This window comes from Pseudomonas violetae (genome assembly GCF_023072615.1).
Lineage (GTDB): Bacteria > Pseudomonadota > Gammaproteobacteria > Pseudomonadales > Pseudomonadaceae > Aquipseudomonas > Aquipseudomonas violetae.
Window position 1 is genome coordinate 27946 of record NZ_JAKNRW010000042.1, and the last position, 17585, is coordinate 45530.

At 61.3% G+C, this 17585-nt stretch carries 18 protein-coding genes and 1 riboswitch; of the genes, 10 read left to right on the forward strand and 8 right to left on the reverse strand.

The features are described from left to right. Positions 1 to 69 precede the first annotated feature (69 nt). The 3 genes from L9059_RS27115 to L9059_RS27125 are packed head-to-tail and all read right to left on the reverse strand — an operon-like array spanning position 70 to position 3767. On the reverse strand, positions 70 to 1101 hold the full coding sequence (locus tag L9059_RS27115; RefSeq protein WP_247293989.1) for a DUF2955 domain-containing protein: 1032 nt from the start codon (positions 1099 to 1101) through the stop codon (positions 70 to 72). Further along, positions 1091 to 2218 (reverse strand): HlyD family secretion protein, encoded by a 1128-nt coding sequence (locus L9059_RS27120; protein WP_247293990.1) that lies wholly within the window; start codon positions 2216 to 2218, stop codon positions 1091 to 1093. The genes L9059_RS27115 and L9059_RS27120 overlap by 11 nt, the downstream gene beginning before the upstream one ends. Then, positions 2211 to 3767 (reverse strand): TolC family protein, encoded by a 1557-nt coding sequence (locus L9059_RS27125; protein WP_247293991.1) that lies wholly within the window; start codon positions 3765 to 3767, stop codon positions 2211 to 2213. Before L9059_RS27125 ends, L9059_RS27120 begins: the two co-directional genes overlap by 8 nt. Positions 3768 to 3904: 137 nt before the next feature. On the opposite strand from L9059_RS27125, the gene L9059_RS27130 reads away from it, so the two are divergent. Beyond that, complete coding sequence (locus L9059_RS27130; RefSeq protein WP_247293992.1) at positions 3905 to 4423, forward strand: transporter suffix domain-containing protein; 519 nt, start codon at positions 3905 to 3907, stop codon at positions 4421 to 4423. A 23-nt stretch (positions 4424 to 4446) separates the two neighbouring features. Here the strand turns inward: L9059_RS27130 and L9059_RS27135 are convergent, their stop codons facing one another. Beyond that, positions 4447 to 5460: a GlxA family transcriptional regulator gene (locus L9059_RS27135; RefSeq protein ID WP_247293993.1), complete on the reverse strand. Its 1014-nt coding sequence runs from the start codon at positions 5458 to 5460 to the stop codon at positions 4447 to 4449. A gap of 173 nt (positions 5461 to 5633) precedes the next feature. On the opposite strand from L9059_RS27135, the gene L9059_RS27140 reads away from it, so the two are divergent. From L9059_RS27140 to L9059_RS27150, 3 genes are all read left to right on the forward strand, one after another. Next, positions 5634 to 6074: a hypothetical protein gene (locus L9059_RS27140; RefSeq protein ID WP_247293995.1), complete on the forward strand. Its 441-nt coding sequence runs from the start codon at positions 5634 to 5636 to the stop codon at positions 6072 to 6074. A gap of 138 nt (positions 6075 to 6212) precedes the next feature. After that, the gene (locus L9059_RS27145; RefSeq protein WP_247293997.1) at positions 6213 to 6470 is read left to right on the forward strand and encodes a DUF6555 family protein; all 258 of its coding nucleotides are present in this window, start codon (positions 6213 to 6215) and stop codon (positions 6468 to 6470) included. A gap of 93 nt (positions 6471 to 6563) precedes the next feature. Further along, positions 6564 to 6803: a hypothetical protein gene (locus tag L9059_RS27150; protein WP_247293998.1), complete on the forward strand. Its 240-nt coding sequence runs from the start codon at positions 6564 to 6566 to the stop codon at positions 6801 to 6803. Positions 6804 to 6960: 157 nt separating this feature from the next. Here the strand turns inward: L9059_RS27150 and L9059_RS27155 are convergent, their stop codons facing one another. Genes L9059_RS27155 through L9059_RS27170 form a run of 4 tightly spaced genes read right to left on the reverse strand, consistent with a single transcriptional unit; the run spans position 6961 to position 10972 of the window. Then, positions 6961 to 8070, reverse strand: coding sequence for an ABC transporter ATP-binding protein (locus L9059_RS27155; RefSeq protein ID WP_247294000.1), 1110 nt, complete (start codon positions 8068 to 8070; stop codon positions 6961 to 6963). A 45-nt stretch (positions 8071 to 8115) separates the two neighbouring features. Then, the gene (locus L9059_RS27160) at positions 8116 to 8904 is read right to left on the reverse strand and encodes an ABC transporter permease (RefSeq protein ID WP_247294002.1); all 789 of its coding nucleotides are present in this window, start codon (positions 8902 to 8904) and stop codon (positions 8116 to 8118) included. Then, a complete protein-coding gene (locus L9059_RS27165) occupies positions 8901 to 9821 on the reverse strand; it encodes an ABC transporter permease (RefSeq protein WP_247294005.1) in 921 nt (306 codons plus the stop codon). The genes L9059_RS27160 and L9059_RS27165 overlap by 4 nt, the downstream gene beginning before the upstream one ends. Positions 9822 to 9844: 23 nt before the next feature. Further along, entirely contained in the window at positions 9845 to 10972 is a 1128-nt protein-coding gene (locus tag L9059_RS27170; RefSeq protein ID WP_247294007.1) for an extracellular solute-binding protein, read from the reverse strand. Positions 10973 to 11261: 289 nt separating this feature from the next. Here L9059_RS27170 and L9059_RS27175 point away from each other — a divergent pair, with 289 nt between their 5' ends. The 6 genes from L9059_RS27175 to L9059_RS27200 form a co-directional block, all read left to right on the forward strand. Next, positions 11262 to 12035, forward strand: coding sequence for a creatininase (locus L9059_RS27175; RefSeq protein WP_247294008.1), 774 nt, complete (start codon positions 11262 to 11264; stop codon positions 12033 to 12035). 91 nt (positions 12036 to 12126) lie between these two features. After that, positions 12127 to 13533, forward strand: coding sequence for a GABA permease (gabP, locus tag L9059_RS27180; RefSeq protein WP_247294009.1), 1407 nt, complete (start codon positions 12127 to 12129; stop codon positions 13531 to 13533). Between the two features lie 122 nt (positions 13534 to 13655). Next, a complete protein-coding gene (locus tag L9059_RS27185; protein ID WP_247294010.1) occupies positions 13656 to 14636 on the forward strand; it encodes a GlxA family transcriptional regulator in 981 nt (326 codons plus the stop codon). A 106-nt stretch (positions 14637 to 14742) separates the two neighbouring features. Next, positions 14743 to 15462, forward strand: a complete 720-nt coding sequence (locus tag L9059_RS27190; RefSeq protein ID WP_247294014.1) for an SDR family NAD(P)-dependent oxidoreductase — start codon at positions 14743 to 14745, stop codon at positions 15460 to 15462. Positions 15463 to 15514: 52 nt separating this feature from the next. After that, positions 15515 to 15709, forward strand: a riboswitch (cobalamin riboswitch). A gap of 145 nt (positions 15710 to 15854) precedes the next feature. After that, the gene (locus tag L9059_RS27195) at positions 15855 to 16868 is read left to right on the forward strand and encodes an ABC transporter substrate-binding protein (RefSeq protein WP_247294011.1); all 1014 of its coding nucleotides are present in this window, start codon (positions 15855 to 15857) and stop codon (positions 16866 to 16868) included. A gap of 8 nt (positions 16869 to 16876) precedes the next feature. Beyond that, a partial coding sequence (locus L9059_RS27200) for a FecCD family ABC transporter permease (protein ID WP_247294012.1) occupies positions 16877 to 17585 on the forward strand: 709 nt, incomplete at its 3' end.

Genomic DNA, 17585 nt, shown 5'->3' on the forward strand with positions numbered 1-17585 from the left:
TCGTTAACGATGACGCGGGCAACCTGAATGCACGCGGCGCCCTTGCGGTTTTCGCGAGCAAGCTCGCTCCTACAGGGCCATCGGGGTGACCGGTAGCGACCGGCGTTGTTCGAGCACATTGACCATCAGGCAGGCATACAGCGTCACGGCGAGGAAAAGTCCCATGCGTATGGCGAACGCCGTGTAGACGTCTTTACCGGCCACGCTGTCCTGCACCGACTGGCCCAACAGAATGATCATCGTGATCAGGCTGTTGAGCCAGAAACCCGGGCTCAGACGAGTGGGACTGAGGCGGTAGAGCTTGCGCGCCAGCACCAGGCCGAACAGCAGCGTCCACAGGAAAAACATCCACAGGTGCACGAACAGGCTCAGCGCACACCAGAACAGGATCGCCAGCAGCCCGCCGAGCAAGGTCGAGCCGACCAGTTCCCGGCCGGCACTGTGGGTGCTGGCGGTCGAGCTCTGCTGGCCCAGGCCGACGGCCTTGAGAATGATCGGCAGGTAACTGGCCGGATCGATCAACGCCAGCAAGAAGGTCGGCAAGACGATCAGCGTGGCTCGCAGCGCCACCCGCCCGGTCTCCTCAGATGGCATGGCCGGCGCGCTCGGCGCTGGGGGCGCATCCGCCGGTTCTGGGAATAGCCAATGACTGCATGCCACCGCCAGTACAGCCAGCAGTAAGCCTTTGACTAGCGCACCAATGACCATCGCCGCCAGACCGAAGTCGGCAACGCCAGCAGACGAAATCATGGTCAGGCCGATCACCAGGAACGTGACAATAAGCGCGTTGCCACCGCGCAGCCCGAAACGGAACACCAGAAACAGACTGAGGCCAATCAACAGCACGCCGCTGAGCGGGTAGTAACGCAAGAGCGGAATCAACAGCAGGCCGCTACCGGTAGTCAGCAACGCCGCCAGCGCCAGCACCAGTGTCGCCTTGAATGGCAGCGGCCGATTGAGCGTCGCCAGCAGCAACACTGCCAGCACCGGCGCTACAAAGGGGATCGGCAATCCCAGGCCAAAACTCGCGCCCAGGCACAGCGCGGTGCCTGAGGCCAAGCGCAGCGCACGCCGAGCCCTGATGATGGATTCAGTAGACATACGACAGCCAGCTCATGAACCCGAGGAAAAGACGACCGAGGGGATTCAGCGGATTGCCCTCTACAGGGAAAGCCATGACTTCAGCCTGGCCCCCGGCACGGATCGCGCGACTGTCGCGTAAGTACTCAGTCGCTTCCCGGGAAAACTCGATGATTACCGGAAAGCGCTGCGCCGGGCGCAACCAGTCACGGCTGTTCTGCACGCTGGGCAAGGTCCCGGGTGCCGGCGCCTGACCGACGCTGACCCCGTACCCCACGCTGCGCACGCGCCCCTCGAACACCTCTCCCGGCAGCGCATCCAGCACGATCGCCACCGGCGTATCGATCTGGACCAGGCCCAGATTGTTCTCGGTCATGTCGGCGCTGACCCACACGTCGTGGATCGCGATCAGGGTCATCACCGGGCCACCGGCAGCGGCGAACTGGCCGGCGTCGGTGCGCAGGTCCGTGACCAACCCAGATGAACGTGCGCGCACCTGGGTGTTGGCCAGGTCCAGTTCAGCTTTCGATAACGCGGTAGCCGCACTGCGCAGGGTCGCGTTCTCGTCCTCGCTGCCGCCCTCCTGTTCCCGGGCACGCTGGACTTCGGCGCGCGCTGCGGCGACCTGGCTCACGGCCTGTTCGCGATTGGCCCGGGAAACTTCCAGCAGGCGCACCGAGATGGTCCCCGGATCGTCCCGATATAAGCCTTCAAGGCGCTGATTGTCCTGGCGCGCCTTGAGTTCGTTGGCCTGGGCCGCACGCAGATTGGCCTGCGCGGCGGCAATGCCCGCAGTGCCGGCGCCGATCTGCCTCCGGGTCGACTCAAGATCGGCCCGCGCCCGATCCACGGCAATCTGATACGGCTGGGGGTCGACCTCGAACAGCACCTCGCCGGCCTTCACCTCCTGGTTGTTGCGCACGTTGACTCCAATGACCCGCCCCGCCACTTCCGCCGCCACCGGAATCACAAAGGCCCCGACCCGTGCCTGCTGCGTATAGGGCGTTAAGCGATCTGCCAGCAGGTACCAGGCCAGGCTCAGGACAATCAACAGCAACACCCACTTGAGACCTCTGCGGCTTGGATCAGCAGCAGGGGGCGGGGGCGTTTCGGACGAGATCGGGATATCGTCACTCATGGGTATCGACCTCGTCAGGTTGGGGAAAGGCAGGCTGGCCAACCGCAGGCTCGTCCAGCAGATCGCCCCAGTCGGTACGCTGTTCCATCTGCCGGCGGGTGGCGGCATCAACCATTGGCTGGGCGCTGTACCAGCCACCACCCAAGGCCTTATACAAGGCGATAACATTGCTCAAGGCATTGCTGCGGGCCACCAGGTAATTGTCCTGTTGCTCCAACAGCGCCCGCTGCGCATCCAGCACTCGCTGAAAGTCCGAATATCCTTCGCGGTATTGCGCGCTGGCCAGCACCAGCGAACGCTTGGCGGCGACCTCGGCCGTGCCCAGGATGCGTTCTCGTTCAAGGGATTTGATCAGGCCGCCAGCCGCATCATCGGCTTCCCTTGCCGCTTGGCGAACCTTGTCGCGATAGGCTTCGATCAGCTGCTGTAAACGCGCATCCTGCACTCGCACGTTATTGCTGATCTGGCCATGGTCGAACACATTCCAGCGCAGGCTCGGACCACCGATCAGGTCCAGGCTGCGCGAGGTGCCATCCAGTGAGTCGGTGGACCAGACGATACTGCCGAGCAAGGTCAACGAGGGGTAGAAATCGCTCTCGGCCACGCCGATCAGCGCCGACTGCGCAGCCACGTTGAGCTCGGCGGCACGCACGTCGGGGCGACGCAGCAGCAGGCTGGCGGGCACATCCTGCAACACCGCACGGTCCACCAACGGAATCAGTCCGTCACTCGCCGCCAACTGCGGCATGCCGCCGGGTGGCTGGCCGATCAGCACAGCCAGGGCATTGCGGGTCCGTTGCAACTGGTCCTCAAGACTGGGGATGGTGCTGAGGGTGCCCAGGTATTGGGTCCGGGCCTGTTGTAAATCCAGCTCGGCATTCTGCCCGCTATTGAACAGCTTCTCGGTTATCTCGAAATTGCGCTGTTGCTGCCGGGCATTTTCTTTTGCCACCCGTAACCGAGCCTCGGTGGTGCGCAATGCAAAGTAGGTGTCCGCCACTTGTGCGCGCAGCAGCACCAGCACGTCTTCATAGTTGGCACGCGTAGCGAAATAACTGGCGTCGGACGACTCGATCGCACGGCTGAAACGCCCCCAGAAGTCGAGCTCCCACCCCACATCGAAACCCACGCTGTGCTGCCAGAAGTGGTTATCCTGCGGATTGCTGCCACCGGATTGCCGACGGTTGAAGTACAGGCTGTCGGCACTGACTTGCTGCAACTGCGGATAACGCCCGCTTTCGGCAATCCCCAACCGCGCCCGGGCTTCCATGACCCGCAGCCCGGCGATTTTAAGATCTGCGTTGCTCGCGTCCGCATCAGCCATCAGGCGATCAAGCAGTGGATCGTTGAAGACCTGCCACCACTCACGGATGTCCGGGCTCTGTGCGCGATGGCTGGCCTGTTCCAGGGACGGGCTGCTCCAATGCCGGCTCCATGCTTCGCCCGGCGCCTGGAAATCCGGCCCCAGACGCACGCAGCCGCCCAGGCCGAGCATGCCAAGGAGCAGCAGTTTCCGCGGGCGTAGGAGCAGTGTTGCACTTGAGAGCATGGATGTCTTCCGATGCGACGGTCAGTCAAGCATAGCCACAGAAACCGAATGTCAACGGTCACTATAGAGTGCCAGGTGCTACGCTTTTTCAAGGTGAGGACGCACGTGACCGGCTCCGCCAAATTGAGGTGAAAACCATGATCTCCGTACCGGGCAGTGCGGCACCCCATTCGGCGGGTTGGCGATTCAAGCTGGGCATAGGCATTATCTGCTTGATGGCGGGCTCCTGGTTGCTGGTGCCCGTGCTGGCCGCAACCGGCGTTCCCGGTTCCAGGGTCGCCGCCTTGACCGGTGTGTTATTCATCAGTAACAAGGTGCTGCTGATCCTGGTCATCGCGATCATGGGCAAGTCCGGATTCCAGCAACTCAAGCGCAGCCTGTTCGGCTACATGACCTCTATGGCGCCCAGCATGGATACAGAAGTGGGCCCCTGGCGCCACCGAATCGGCATCGTCATGTTCTGCGTGCCGCTGATTTCGGCTTTTCTCGAACCCTATGTCGACAACATTTGGCCGGGCCTGCGGCCCAATCTTTGGCAACTGCAGGCGCTGGGCGATGCCATGCTGATTGCCAGCTTCTTCGTGCTCGGGGGCAATTTCTGGGAAAAATTGCGCGCCCTGTTCATCCGGACCGCGCGGGTTACCAATCCGGGGTGATCAGATCGCCCGGTGCTCCAGCGCTACTTGACCAAGCGCTTTTCCTTGGACGGCCGGTAGCCGAAGTAGGCGCTGTAGCACTTGCTGAAATGACTCGGTGAGACAAACCCGCAGGCCACCAAGACCTCTACCTGGGACAACTCGGTGTGCTGCAGCAGCCGCCGCGCCTCGGTAATGCGAAGTTCCAGGTAATAGCGTTGTGGCGTGGTGCCCAGTTGCTCTTTGAACAGGCGCTCGAGTTGCCGCCGTGAACGGCCGGCGTAGACAGCCAGTTGCTCCAGCTCCAGTGGCTCTTCAAGATTGGCGTCCATGAGCTTCACCACCTCGCGCAACGGGGCGCTGACACAGATGTTCTCCGCTGGTTTGATCCGCCGGTAACGCGATTCCTCGAATGCCAAGATGTCCTCGACGCCCTCGACCAGGGCTTTGTCGTAAAGACTCTTTATCCAGTCCAGGGCCATATGGAAGGCACCCGAAGGACTGGACGCGGTAAGCCGGTCGCGATCGATCACATAAGGTTCACTGCTGACCTGGGTCGCCCGGGAAATCTCCGCGAGCGCCGGGCGGTGTTCCGGATGAATGGCGCAGCGATAGTCGTCGAGCAGACCCGCCTTGCCGAGGAACCAGGCACCGTTCCACAAGCCAGCGAGCATCACACCCTGCTCCGCTGCCGTCTTGAGCAGAGCGATGAACGCTTCATTGGCCTTGAGCTCGGTTCGATAACCACCACAAACCACCAGCAGATCCAGCCCCTTGATGGCTGAACAGTCGAGACGCGCATCCGGGCGAATGACCAATCCCAGATCGCTGATCACCTCGCCGTCGCTCAAGCCGAAGGTACGCGTGGCAAACACCCCGGGGCGCAGCAAATTGGCGGTGATGAGGGTATCCAGCACTTGCGTAAAGGCCGGTAGCGAGAAATTCTCGAGCAGCAGGAAACCGCTGCGCACCACCTGAGGTGTCGCGCTGGAGTTGTCATTCAGGTAACGAAGGTTCTTGCCCTTCAACCCTGCGCTGAACTGGCGTCTTTCGATCAATGGTCGACCTGCTGTGTGCCGAAAACGAATACGTTATGGGGCGCGTTGATAAAGCGCAATGGCGGTGCCTGCAAAGATACTCGAACCGCTGATTCTCGTTCCCCGGTGCTACGCTGTGAATGCTTCCCGTAAAGAAATAGCACGCCCTTTTGCAACAGTTCGAGAATCCAGTCATGCAGCCGATCCTGATAAGCGGTATCACGCTGGCGATGGTCGGCACGCTGACGTATTCACTGTGGCAGTGGCGCGATGTGCAAAACCACACCCAGGAATTACGCTGCGTTGAAGCCAGGGAGGCGTTGAAAGGTGTCGAAGTGCGCGCCCGGGCATTGGCGGCGGGAATGTCGGTGGACGCCTACGCCAAGGCCGAGGAAGAGGACGTGGCAAAACTCGTCGGCGCCCTGGATGCCGCAAAGAGCGATGTCGAGATTGACTCCGTGATGGAGTCCCACGCCACTGCCATCGGTGCGCAGGACGCCGCCATCGATGCCGAGGTCGACGGTCGGGGCAACCAGGCATTCCTGGAGCAAACCCTTCGCAAGCAGCGAATACCGGGCGAAGTCAAACAGGAGCTGGAACGCGCCGCCAAGGCAGTGAAGTTGACCTGCAGCTGAGCGGGGTGGACGGGAATCATCAGACCACTAAAAGTGCAATTTTTTTCCTGAAAATAAGAGCTTAACGCCACCGGGAAATTGCTTTGAATTTTTTCTGACACCACCACTCCTTTGTCTATGAGCATAAGGAGGGTCCTCATGAATAGCACCGGTCTCTACATCATTGAATACCTGCTCCACGGGGAGCCGAGGTCGTTCATCATCCGGGCAACAGTGATGAGCAATCGCGACGCCTGGCATTGGGCAAGTTGTGATGCCGGCATAGCGCCCATTCCCAAACCCGGAAGGCCGCCGCTGAAGTTGGTATCCAGGCCCCAGGCGGAAAAATATGGCGTCGCCCAAGTGCGCTGGCGCGAGTCGGCAAAGCTGGACTGGACCGAGGCGGCACCGTCATGACCGAGTTGGAGTCCGGCGGTCACCGCGAATGAAAAATCTCGAACTCGAGCGGCACCGTTGCATCCAATATGAAAGCCAATGGAGGTATGCAATATGAACAATGATAAGCGTATAAATGATGGCAAATCACCCGTGACATCCAATGCGCCACCTACGGATTCGTCCGGCAAGCCGGTGAATGTGGTCCAGAGGGATCTGGCGGACAGGGACGACGATACCAGGGCCGTCGATGAAGTCATCACGCCCTCTTCAATCCGTACCAAAGAGCAGGACGCCGAAGAGCTGCAGAAAAAAGTCGACGAAATAGAGCGCAACGTGGCCGATGGAAATTGAACACCTGCGTGACACAAACAAAAGGGAGGCCTGAAGAAAGCCTCCCTTTTTCCCTTCTCGTGTCAGGAGGTACCTCCCCTAGTAGTCCAGAGGCTGGATCAAAAGATCGCAGCCTCGTTGTACTCGTCAGCGCCTATAGCGACTGCGAAGGTTAATATCAAGCCGCCATTACTGGCGCGCCTCCATCTCGCAAAATCAGCGCATGCACACCTTCCCATTCGGCATACAAGCGCTGCCCGCAATTTACCCCCAGCCGGTTGTAATCGGCATGGGTTTTCTGGACCTTCAGCTCCAGGTCACCGCTGGCTTCGAGATACACGTTGACCATTGAGCCAATGAACTCCTCCCCGACAACGGTGCACGCCAGCCGATTGTGTCGCACCGGCTGCATGGTCAGCTCGATATGCTCGGCGCTGACACAGACCGTGACCGCCTCCCCCGCACTCACCGACTTGCCCTGCGGCAATCGCGCCACGAAGCTACCCTGCGCTGAATCCAGCCGGATCAGGCCGCTGTCGTCGAAGCCGGCAACCGTTCCGGGGAAGATGTTCTTGCCCCCAACGAACTCGGCCACAAAACGATTGTGCGGCTCGAGAAACACCGCTTGCGGCGTGCCTATCTGCTCCACCCGGCCACGGCTCATGATCACCACCCGATCCGCCATCGCAAAGGCCTCGGACTGACTGTGGGTAACGTAGACAAAGGTGATACCCAGGTCTTTTTGCAGGCCGGTCAGCACCCCCTGCATGCGCACACTCAGGTGCGCATCGAGCGCACTCAGGGGCTCGTCAAGCAGCAGCATCGGCGGTTCCGTCACCAGTGAGCGGGCCAGCGCCACCCGCTGGCGCTGGCCGCCGGACAGAAGGCTGATGTCCCGTGTGGCGAATTCCGCCAGGTCCAGCCGCTCAAGCCAGTGCAATGCCTTCTTGCGCCGTTGCGCCTTGGCCATGCCGCGCATGCGCAGGCCGAATTCGACGTTTTCCAGCACATTCAAAAAAGGAAACAACGCCAGGTTCTGCCACACCAGTGGCGTCTCGCGCTGCCAGGAGTACAGGTCATTGATGCGTTCGCCGTTCAGGCGGATTTCGCCTTCGCTCGGTTTTTCGAGCCCGGCGAGCATGCGCAGCGTCGTGGTCTTGCCGCAACCGCTGGAGCCCATGATGGCGACGAATTCGCCTTTGTAGATCTCCAGGTTGAGGCGCTCGACAGCCTGGTAGCTGCCAAAATGCTTGACCACGTTGTCAAATACCACCAGCGGTTGAGTCATGGCGCATTCCTTCGGATTGGAGGGTTGTAGGGGCGCTCGCCGTGATCAGGCGCTGCGCCGACGCATCAACAGCAGTTGCGCAAAAATGACCAGGCTCATGGTGGTGATGAAGACGATCGTGCCAATGGCGTTGATGGTCGGGCTCACCTGGCCTTGCAAGGTGTTGAGGATGCGCACCGGAACGGTCTCGTTCAGCCCCGAGACGAACCAGGCCACCGCGAACTCGTCGAAGGACACCGCCATGGTCACGAACAGCGCGGCGAAGATGCTCGGCGCGGTGAACGGCAGGATCACGTAGCGCATGGCCTTCCACTGGTTGGCCCCCAGGTTCCACGCCGCCGCCTCGATGTTGGGGTCCATCTGCGCCAGGCGCATGCGGATCACCGCCATGGCGAACGGCGTGCACATCACGACATGGCTGATCATCACCGCATAAATCTCACCCGACAGGCCGACCCGGGAAAGGAACGCCAGCATCGCCAGGCCCATGATCACCACCGGAATGGTCGGCGGCAGCGTGGCGAGCGCCATGTAGATCGGCTTGCCGAAAAACTGGTAGCGAAAGTCGGTGTAGGCGGCCGTGAAACCCAGCAGCGTCGAGACCAATGACACCACCACACCCACCAGCAGACTGTTCCTGAACGCCTGCCAGACTGCCGGATCTGTGGCGATCACCTGGTACCAATGCAGGCTGAAACCACCCAGGGGCAGAGACGGAAAACGGTCGATGTTGAAGGAAAAAACGAAGCTGCCGGCAATCGGCGTGAAGATGAAAATGAACACCAGCACGACAAAGCTGCGCAGCACGAAGTTGATCAGGCGATGTTCGTTCATGCGCGTCTCCGATAAGCAAAGCGAACCGCAGCGAAGGCGCTGATCAGCAGCGTGATGATCATGACCGTCGCAATCACCGCTGCCCGAGGCCATTGCTGGCCGGACTTGGTGGTGTCGGTGATCAGCGTACTCAGGGTCGGTGGCTGACCGCCGCCCAGGTACAGCGGGCTGACAAAATCACCGAAAGTCAGGATGAAACAGAACAGCGCCGCCACGACGATGCCGATCCGCGCCGACGGTATGACCACCAGCCAGACCGTGCGCCAACGCCCGCTGCCGAGGTTGTGCGCGGCCTCGATCAACGACCGATCGATGTACATCAGGCTGAACAGTTGCAGCAGCACCACCAGGGGCAGGCACAGGGTGAAGTAGCCGACATAGGTGCCGAACGTGGTGTTCAACATACCCACCGAGCCGATGCCGAGCAGCCCGAGCGCTGCGTTGAGAATGCCGTTGTCGCTCAGGAACACCTGCCACGAATACGTGCGCACTAGATAGCTGGTGAAGAACGGCGTGATCAGCAACAGCACCAGCAACTGCCTGGCGGAATCACGAAACTTGAAGGCAATGGTATAGGCGCACGGAAACGCTACCAGGCTGACCAGCACGGTAGCGCCCGCCGCCATGCCCAGGGTGTGCACATAGGCATCCCAGAAGAATCCGCGGCTGAACATGTAGCTCCAGTTCAGCCATTCGAAGGTCGGCACCATGCGGAAATTGCGCACCATCCAGAAGCTGATCGCCACCAGGAAGGCCAGGGGGAACACAAAAAAAATCAGTTGCCAGATCAGGATCGGCATCGACAAGCATAGCCCGAACCAGGGCACGCGCAGGGCCTTGCGGGCGGTGCGCTGGCGCTGGGCGGGTGCGCTGCTGGACAGTACTGGCGGTGAAGTCTTCAACTTGTCTGAAATCATTGCCACCTCCTCCACACCTGTTGTCAGGCGCCCTTGTATTGCGACCAGAAGTCGTTCCAGTCTTCCAGGCTCTGCTGCACCGGCAACTCGCGGTACTTGATGCGGCCGTCGCGGAGGTCATCCATGACGTTGCGCTGTCCCAGCACCATGCCCTGGCGCCTGGCTTCAGCGAGATCAGTCTGGTTGAGCAACTCCCAGCCCTTCTTGCTTGGAATCAGGGCCGGGTACGCGGCCATTTTTGCCGACTTGACCTGACCTTGCGGTGAGGTGATGTACTGTATGAACTTCTTCGCCAGGTCCGGGCTGTGGGCTTTTCTGGCGATGCAGTAGGACTCCGTCCATTGCAGGCCGCCCTCCTTGGGCAGCACGGTTTTCACCGGGGCACCGGCGCGCTGCAGGACCCCTGTGATCCAGTCGCCGATGCCACACATGGCATGCACCTGGCCGTTTTTCAGCGAGGAAAAGGTGCCACCGTAATCGAAGAAACCGCCAATCTGCGGGCGCAGGCTCATGAGCTTCTGCTGCACGCTCTGCCAATGCGCAGCGTCGATGTCGTAGGGCCGGGCATTGCCGTTGAACAGGCTGATCTGTCCCAGATTGGGCAAGTGCCAGTCGAAGTGCCCGACCTTGCCCTTGAGGCTTTCGTCCCAGAACACGTCATAGCTCTGCACCTTGGCTTCGGGCACCAGTTGCGTGTTGTAGGCAATGCCCAGGAAGCCGAAGCGGATCAGCACGGAATACAGCTTGTCGCCTTGCCAGTGCCCGGGAAAATGCTGGAACTCGGGATAGAAATCATCGAAGGGGTAATCCGCCGGGTCGAGTTGCTCGATGTATTCAGCGGCGTTGAGTTGCTGCACGTATTCCGCGTCGGAAAGGATCAGGTCAAAGGTGCCGGGGGGCGATTGGGCGATCAGCCCCAGCATGTTGTCCCCGCCGGTGTAGTATTTGGCTCGCACCTTGACCCCGTACTGGCGTTCGAAATCGGCGACGATGTCCGGCTCGGCGTGCCCGGCCCACGCCAGGATGACCAGTTCTTTTTCCGCAGCGGCGAAGCTTCTCAAAGGCAATAAACCGGAGAGTGCCGCAGTGCCGGCGAGGATGCTGGTGGTCTTGAGGAAGGTACGACGTGAAAGGTCGATGCGCTTGTTCATGGTCATGGTTCCCCGGGTGCTGGAAGTGCCTCATTCCTGTCGCGGCCAACCCCACGCATCCTTGGCTGGCTGGCAGCATTGCAGCAGATCGCCATCAGTGTTTTTTGTGTACGCCCGACCTGTAATTGACAAGACCCGACCTGTGGCCGGCTCAATGGCATGCATGCGGCTGTATTGCCAATTACGGGTCGGATTTGGACAAATCGGCCACGAGCCGATCTGATCGAATCGATCTACCCGCCACGGCCTGAAAATGACCTATGGGTCAATTACTTACATGGGTGTACAGATGAACAACAGCGTCGTCATTGGAGAACTCACCTGGCCGGAATACGCGGCGAAAGTCGCGACCGGCTGCCCGATCTTCCTGCCCGTGGGCGCCCTGGAGCAGCACGGACACCACATGTGCATGGAGGTCGACGTACTGCTGCCCACCGCAATCTGCAAGGCCGTGGCGCACAACGTCAGTGGCCTGGTGCTGCCCGCACTGGCGTACGGCTACAAGTCCCAGCAGAAATCCGGTGGCGGCAATCACTTTCCCGGCACCACCAGCCTCGATGGCGCAACCCTGACCCACACCGTGCAGGACATCATTCGCGAACTGGCCCGCCACGGTGCGCGCAAGCTGGTCATGATGAACGGGCACTTTGAAAACTCGATGTTCATCGTCGAGGGGATCGACCTGGCACTGCGCGAACTGCGCTACGGCGGCATCACCGATTTCAAGGTGGTGGTGTTGTCCTACTGGGACTTCGTCAACGACCCGGCGGTCCTCGCCAAGCTGTATCCCGATGGCTTCCTCGGCTGGGACATCGAACACGGCGGCGTCTTCGAAACTTCACTGATGTTGGCCCTGCACCCGGACAAGGTCGACCTCGACCGCGCGGTGGATCATCCCCCCGCGACCTTTCCGCCCTATGACGTTTTCCCGATCATCCCGGAGCGCACGCCGGCATGCGGCACGCTGTCTTCGCCCAAGGGCTCCAGTCGCGAAAAAGGTCAGTTGATCCTCGACGTCTGCGTGTCCGGAATCAGTGCAGCGGTGCGCGAAGCCTTTGATTGAATGACTTGAACAGCGCACGGACGTGCCCGACCAGGAAACACCGCGGTTAACGCTTCACCCTCTCAAATACAACAAAAACAGGGTAAGTCTCATGTCCAGCTCCTCAACTCTGGCGCCAGGCCTCAAGCAGCGTCACGTCACCATGTTGTCCATCGCCGGAGCCATTGGCGCCGGCCTCTTCATAGGCTCGGGCCACGCCATCGCGTCGGCCGGGCCTGCGGCGATCCTGGCGTATATATTGTCCGGCACCCTGGTGGTGCTGGTGATGCGCATGCTCGGGGAAATGGCCGTGGCCTCCCCCGACACCGGGTCGTTTTCAACCTACGCCGAACGCGCCATGGGCCGCAGCGCCGGCTTTACCATTGGCTGGCTCTACTGGTGGTTCTGGGTGCTGGTGATTCCCATCGAAGCCATCGCTGCCGCCGCCATCCTGCACGCCTGGTTTCCGTCCATCCAGACCTGGGAGTTCGCCATCGCCGTCACCGGCCTGCTGACCGTGACCAACCTGTTCAGCGTGGCGCGCTATGGCGAGTTCGAGTTCTGGTTCGCCATGCTCAAAGTCATCGCTGTACTCGGGTTTATCGCCCTAGGCGCCCTAGCCCTGGCGGGTGGGCTGCCCGATACCAGCGTCAGCGGAGTGGCTCAGTTGAGCAAGGAGTTCGGCGGTTTCATGCCCAATGGCTGGACCGCTGTCATCGGCGCGATGCTCACCACGGTGTTCAGCTTCATGGGCACCGAGATCGTCACCATTGCCGCAGCCGAATCGCAGAACCCTTCAAAACAGATCACTCGTGCAACCAACTCGGTGGTCTGGCGGATGGGGATTTTCTACATCGTCTCGGTGTTCCTGATCATCTCCATCGTGCCCTGGAATGACCCGATGCTGGTGACAGTGGGCTCATACCAGCGAGCGCTGGAGCTGATGAACATTCCCCACGCGAAAATGATCGTCGACATCGTGGTGCTGATTGCCGTCGCCAGCTGCCTGAACTCCGCCATCTATACCGCCTCGCGCATGGTCTACTCCCTGAGCAAACGAGGCGACGGGCCGCGCATCCTGCAGAAAACCTCAGGCTCCGGCGTACCTTACATCGCCGTGCTGGCAAGTACCGCAGTGGGGTTCCTGACCACGGCACTCAATTACTTTGCGCCCAACGAGGTGTTCGCTTTCCTCCTGGCCAGTTCCGGCGCCGTGGCGTTGCTGGTGTACCTGGCAATTGCCGTATCGCAGTTGGTACTGCGCAGGAGGATGAACGCTTCGGGACAACCGATCGTGTTCAAAATGTGGTTCTACCCTTGGCTCAGCTACCTGGTGATCCTGTGCATCCTGTGCATCCTGTGCATCCTGAGCATCCTGACCGTCATGCTGATCCTGCCGCAACACCGCATGGAAGTGCTGGCAACCGGGGCGCTGACCCTGTCCATCGTGTGCATGGGCGCGATCTTCAACTCCAGAAAACGCACCGCGCCGGTACCTGCTGAAACCCGCAACGCCTGACGCTCAGCCGCGTCCAGCGCCACCCAGCTCACCTCTTTCCGGCCGCTTTCTCACCACGAAGCTGGCCGGTTTTTTTATTCGTCAAAAACGCTGGAACCCATAAGAACAAGAGGATAAGGCCCATGTCTGCCTACGAACAACGGCCAGTGAAAACCGTGGGTTTTCTGGTCATCCAGAACTTCACCACCATCGGCTTCGCCTCAGCCGTGGAAACCTTGCGCATGGCCAACATGGCCGCGCGCCAGCCGATGTACCGCACCCTGATCATCGCCGCCAGCATGGAGCCGGTGACCGCCAGCAACGGCATGCGCATCCTGCCCGACTACTCGACAGAGGACGCACCAAAACTCGACATGTTGTTCGTAGTGGGCTCGAACCCGATAGTGTCCAATCACAGCAGCCGGCCGTTGCTCACCTGGCTGCGCAAACTGGCGCATTTGCAGGTACCCCTGGGCGGTATCTGCACCGGCAGCCACTTGCTGGCCCGGGCCGACCTGCTCAAGGGTTACCGCTGCACCATCCATTGGGAAGATTACGAGGCGCTGACCGAGCGCTTTCCCGGAATCGTCATTTCCAACCAGCTGTTCGAACTCGATCGCGACCGCTACACCTGCTCCGGCGGAGTCGCGGCCATGGACATGACGTTGCAGTTGATCGCCCGGGAACCGGGCGGCCGGGACATCGCCGCCCATGCCGCGGAGTTGCTGTTGTGTGATCGCGCGCGAGGCGCCCAGGAACGCCAGCGCGTACCGTTGCGGCAGAAACTCGGCACCTCCCAGCCCAGGCTCAGCCAGATAGTGGCGATCATGGAAGCCAACATCGAGGAGCCGCTGGGGCTGGAGGAACTGGCACAATTGAACGAGGTGTCGGTGCGGCAACTGGAACGCCTGTTTCACAAGCACCTCAAACGCACGCCCAGTCAGTACTATCTGGAACTGCGCCTGTCCCGGGCCCGGCAGTTGCTGCTGCGCAGCGAGTCCCAGGTACGGGACATCGCCCTGGCGTGCGGCTTCGTTTCGCCGGCGCATTTCTCCAAGTGCTACAGCCGCTACTTTGGCCTGTCGCCGATGGGGGAACGCCGGCAGGTGGCGTGTCTGCACTGATACCGAGTGCGGGCTTGCGCCGGATCGGCGGGCAAACCGGTTGCCAAACCGCTGATCATTTGCTTGCATACCCCTCCTCGTAGCATTGCGGTCAAGGAGACCAATGATGAAAACCATGGTGGTGGGCGCAAGCAAAGGTCTTGGCAAAGCCCTGATCGAAGGTCTCGGTCAGGCGCACGACACGCTGATCGGCGTTTCCCGCACGCGTCCCGACCACATCAAGCCCCAGGCAGGGGTGCAGGTACGCTGGGTGGAGGCCGATCTTGCTGATCCCGCCACGGCGGCCATGACCCTCGAACAGGCCGTGGCCGAGGGCGGGCTGGACACACTGATCTACAACCTCGGCATCTGGGAAACCTTGGCGTTCGACCCCGCCTACGCCTTTCTCGCCGACGACGATGATCAACTGCAGGCCATCGTCAACTGCAACATCACCTCGCCCATAGTGCTGATCAAACGCTTGCTGCCGGTGCTGCTCAAAAGCGCCAACCCGAGGGTCATCCTGACGGGATCGACTTCCGGCCTGCCCCGCAGTGGTCGCCCGGAAGTGGCGTTCGGCGCCTCCAAGTTTGCCCTGCGCGGAATGGCCGATGCGTTGCGCGAAGGCTACCGCGAGCAGCGTCTGGGCGTGACCTGCCTGAACCTCGGCTACCTGAATACCGAAGACGACTTCAATACCTGCCGGTCCGTGGCCGAACAGCGCGGCGCTGGTCAATTGATCCCGGTGCACGACGTGGTGCAGGTGGTGCGCATGGCCCTGAGTTTGTCGTCGGCCAGTTTCGTCAAGGAGATCACGCTGCCGGCGATCCTGGATGAGCGTTTTTAAGCGCACATGAAGGGGTGAAGAATCACGCGGGTTCCCCAAGGGCGGCCTGATCGACTACCATGCCGCCGCCGGTTTCCACATGGGATTAATAGGGAATCCGTGATGCTCGCGCAGCATCAAACGGAACTGCCCCCGCAACTGTAGGTGCTGAGCCTGCTCCACGACTGCCACTGGGATCGCTCCCGGGAAGGCCGGAGCCAGGTGATGACGCACCAGTCAGGAGACCTGCCGGCCAAGCAAATCACTAACCGGCGGGGTGTCCGGGAAGGACATCCTTGGCGCGCGGGTCACCTTGGTGATCAGCAATGCACTGCGTTTTGCGGCAGTGTTCGATGATGTGTTTCCAGACCGTAGACCTCTGCTCCGTGTACGGTTTTACTGGAGATTGCCCCATGCTGCTGCCCCGCTTCGCCACCCTCTGCACGGGCCTGGCTTTGTGTGCCCTCGCCCAGGCGGCACCGACTCAATACCCCCTGACCTTGGAAAACTGCGGCAGCACCCTGACGTTCCAGCAGGCGCCGAGCCGCGCCGTGACCATCGGCCAGGCCGGCACGGAAATGCTCTATGCCATGGGCTTGAGCGACCGTCTGGTCGGCACCTCGCTGTGGTTTAACGACGTACTGGGCCGCTACAAGACCGAGAACGACAAGATCGAACGCCTGGCTGATAACGAGCCGAGCTTCGAGGCGGTGATCGGCAAGCGTCCGCAGCTGGTTGCAGTCGAGCTGGAGTGGATGGTCGGGCCGCAAGGCGCGGTCGGCACCCGCGAACAGTTTCACGAACTGAACATCGCGACCTACCTGATGCCCTCCGACTGCGAAGCCAAGGACAACCTGGTGGGGGCCGACGGCACTCGGCTGGAAGCGTTTCGCATCGACAGTCTGTACAAGAGCGTCAGCCAGCTGGCTGAAATCTTCGATGTGCAGGACCGTGGCCAGCAGCTGACCGCCGAGCTCAAGGCCAGCCTGGCGAAGTCCATTGCCCTGGTGCAGGGCAAGAACCTCAAGCACACCAGCGCGCTGTTCTGGTTCTCCAGCGCCAGCCTGGACATCGACCCCTATGTCGCCGGCCACAAGGGCATTCCCGATTTCATGCTCAACACCCTGGGCGTGCGCAACGTGGTGCAGTCCGACGAAGAATGGCCAACGGTGGGCTGGGAAACCATCGCCAAGGCCAACCCGACCTTCCTGGTGATTGCCCGCATGGATCGTCGCCGATTCCCCGCCGACGACCACGAAAAAAAACTGGCGTTCCTGCGCAGTGATCCGGTGACGCGCAACATGGACGCGGTGAAAAACAATCGCATCATCATCCTCGACGCCATGGCGATGCAGGCCAGCCTGCGGATGTTCGATGGCCTGGAAACACTGGCCAGCGCCATCAACGGCTACGACCTGCCGCAATGACCGGGACGATGATTCGCACGTTGCTGGCCTTTGTCACACTGTTACTGGCGGTGATCGCCGGCGTGGCCATTGGTGAAACGCCGATCGAGCCGGGTGTGGTGTTCCAGGTCCTGGCCAACAAGTTGTGGGCGGCCGGCCACGTGCTCGACCCAATCGACGAAGGCATCGTCTGGAACTACCGCCTGACCCGCGCCCTGGTGGCTGCGGCTTGCGGCGCAGGCCTGGCAACCTGTGGGGTGATCCTGCAGTCGCTGCTGCGCAACCCACTGGCCGATCCCTACCTGCTGGGTATTTCCGCGGGGGCTTCCACCGGGGCGGTTCTGGTGGCGCTGCTGGGATTAGGTGCCGGGGCCATTTCGTTGTCCGTCGGCGCGTTTGCCGGGGCCGTCGCGGCTTTTGTCCTGGTGATTTTGCTGGCGCGGGTCAGCGGGTCAGCCAGCGGCACCGGGCAGATCATTCTGGCGGGGATTGCCGGGTCGCAGTTGTTCAACGCGCTGACGGCGTTCCTGATCACCAAGTCCGCCAGTTCCGAGCAGGCTCGCGGCATCCTGTTCTGGCTGCTGGGCAATCTCAGTGGCGTGCGCTGGCCGTCGGTGTGGTTAGCGGTGCCGGTGGCGCTGCTTGGCCTGGCGGTGTGCCTGTGGCACCGACGCGCGTTGGACGCGTTCACGTTCGGAGTCGACTCGGCGGCGTCCCTCGGCATCCCGGTGCGGCGGG

What these genes read in the sequence shown, in the direction of transcription:
- L9059_RS27115 (WP_247293989.1), bottom strand. Translation starts at nt 1,101, where the DNA reads ATGTCTACTGAATCCATCATCAGGGCTCGGCGTGCGCTGCGCTTGGCC.
- L9059_RS27120 (WP_247293990.1), bottom strand. Translation starts at nt 2,218, where the DNA reads ATGAGTGACGATATCCCGATCTCGTCCGAAACGCCCCCGCCCCCTGCT.
- L9059_RS27125 (WP_247293991.1), bottom strand. Translation starts at nt 3,767, where the DNA reads ATGCTCTCAAGTGCAACACTGCTCCTACGCCCGCGGAAACTGCTGCTC.
- L9059_RS27130 (WP_247293992.1), top strand. Translation starts at nt 3,905, where the DNA reads ATGATCTCCGTACCGGGCAGTGCGGCACCCCATTCGGCGGGTTGGCGA.
- L9059_RS27140 (WP_247293995.1), top strand. Translation starts at nt 5,634, where the DNA reads ATGCAGCCGATCCTGATAAGCGGTATCACGCTGGCGATGGTCGGCACG.
- L9059_RS27145 (WP_247293997.1), top strand. Translation starts at nt 6,213, where the DNA reads ATGAATAGCACCGGTCTCTACATCATTGAATACCTGCTCCACGGGGAG.
- L9059_RS27150 (WP_247293998.1), top strand. Translation starts at nt 6,564, where the DNA reads ATGAACAATGATAAGCGTATAAATGATGGCAAATCACCCGTGACATCC.
- L9059_RS27155 (WP_247294000.1), bottom strand. Translation starts at nt 8,070, where the DNA reads ATGACTCAACCGCTGGTGGTATTTGACAACGTGGTCAAGCATTTTGGC.
- L9059_RS27160 (WP_247294002.1), bottom strand. Translation starts at nt 8,904, where the DNA reads ATGAACGAACATCGCCTGATCAACTTCGTGCTGCGCAGCTTTGTCGTG.
- L9059_RS27165 (WP_247294005.1), bottom strand. Translation starts at nt 9,821, where the DNA reads ATGATTTCAGACAAGTTGAAGACTTCACCGCCAGTACTGTCCAGCAGC.
- L9059_RS27170 (WP_247294007.1), bottom strand. Translation starts at nt 10,972, where the DNA reads ATGAACAAGCGCATCGACCTTTCACGTCGTACCTTCCTCAAGACCACC.
- L9059_RS27175 (WP_247294008.1), top strand. Translation starts at nt 11,262, where the DNA reads ATGAACAACAGCGTCGTCATTGGAGAACTCACCTGGCCGGAATACGCG.
- gabP (WP_247294009.1), top strand. Translation starts at nt 12,127, where the DNA reads ATGTCCAGCTCCTCAACTCTGGCGCCAGGCCTCAAGCAGCGTCACGTC.
- L9059_RS27185 (WP_247294010.1), top strand. Translation starts at nt 13,656, where the DNA reads ATGTCTGCCTACGAACAACGGCCAGTGAAAACCGTGGGTTTTCTGGTC.
- L9059_RS27190 (WP_247294014.1), top strand. Translation starts at nt 14,743, where the DNA reads ATGAAAACCATGGTGGTGGGCGCAAGCAAAGGTCTTGGCAAAGCCCTG.
- L9059_RS27195 (WP_247294011.1), top strand. Translation starts at nt 15,855, where the DNA reads ATGCTGCTGCCCCGCTTCGCCACCCTCTGCACGGGCCTGGCTTTGTGT.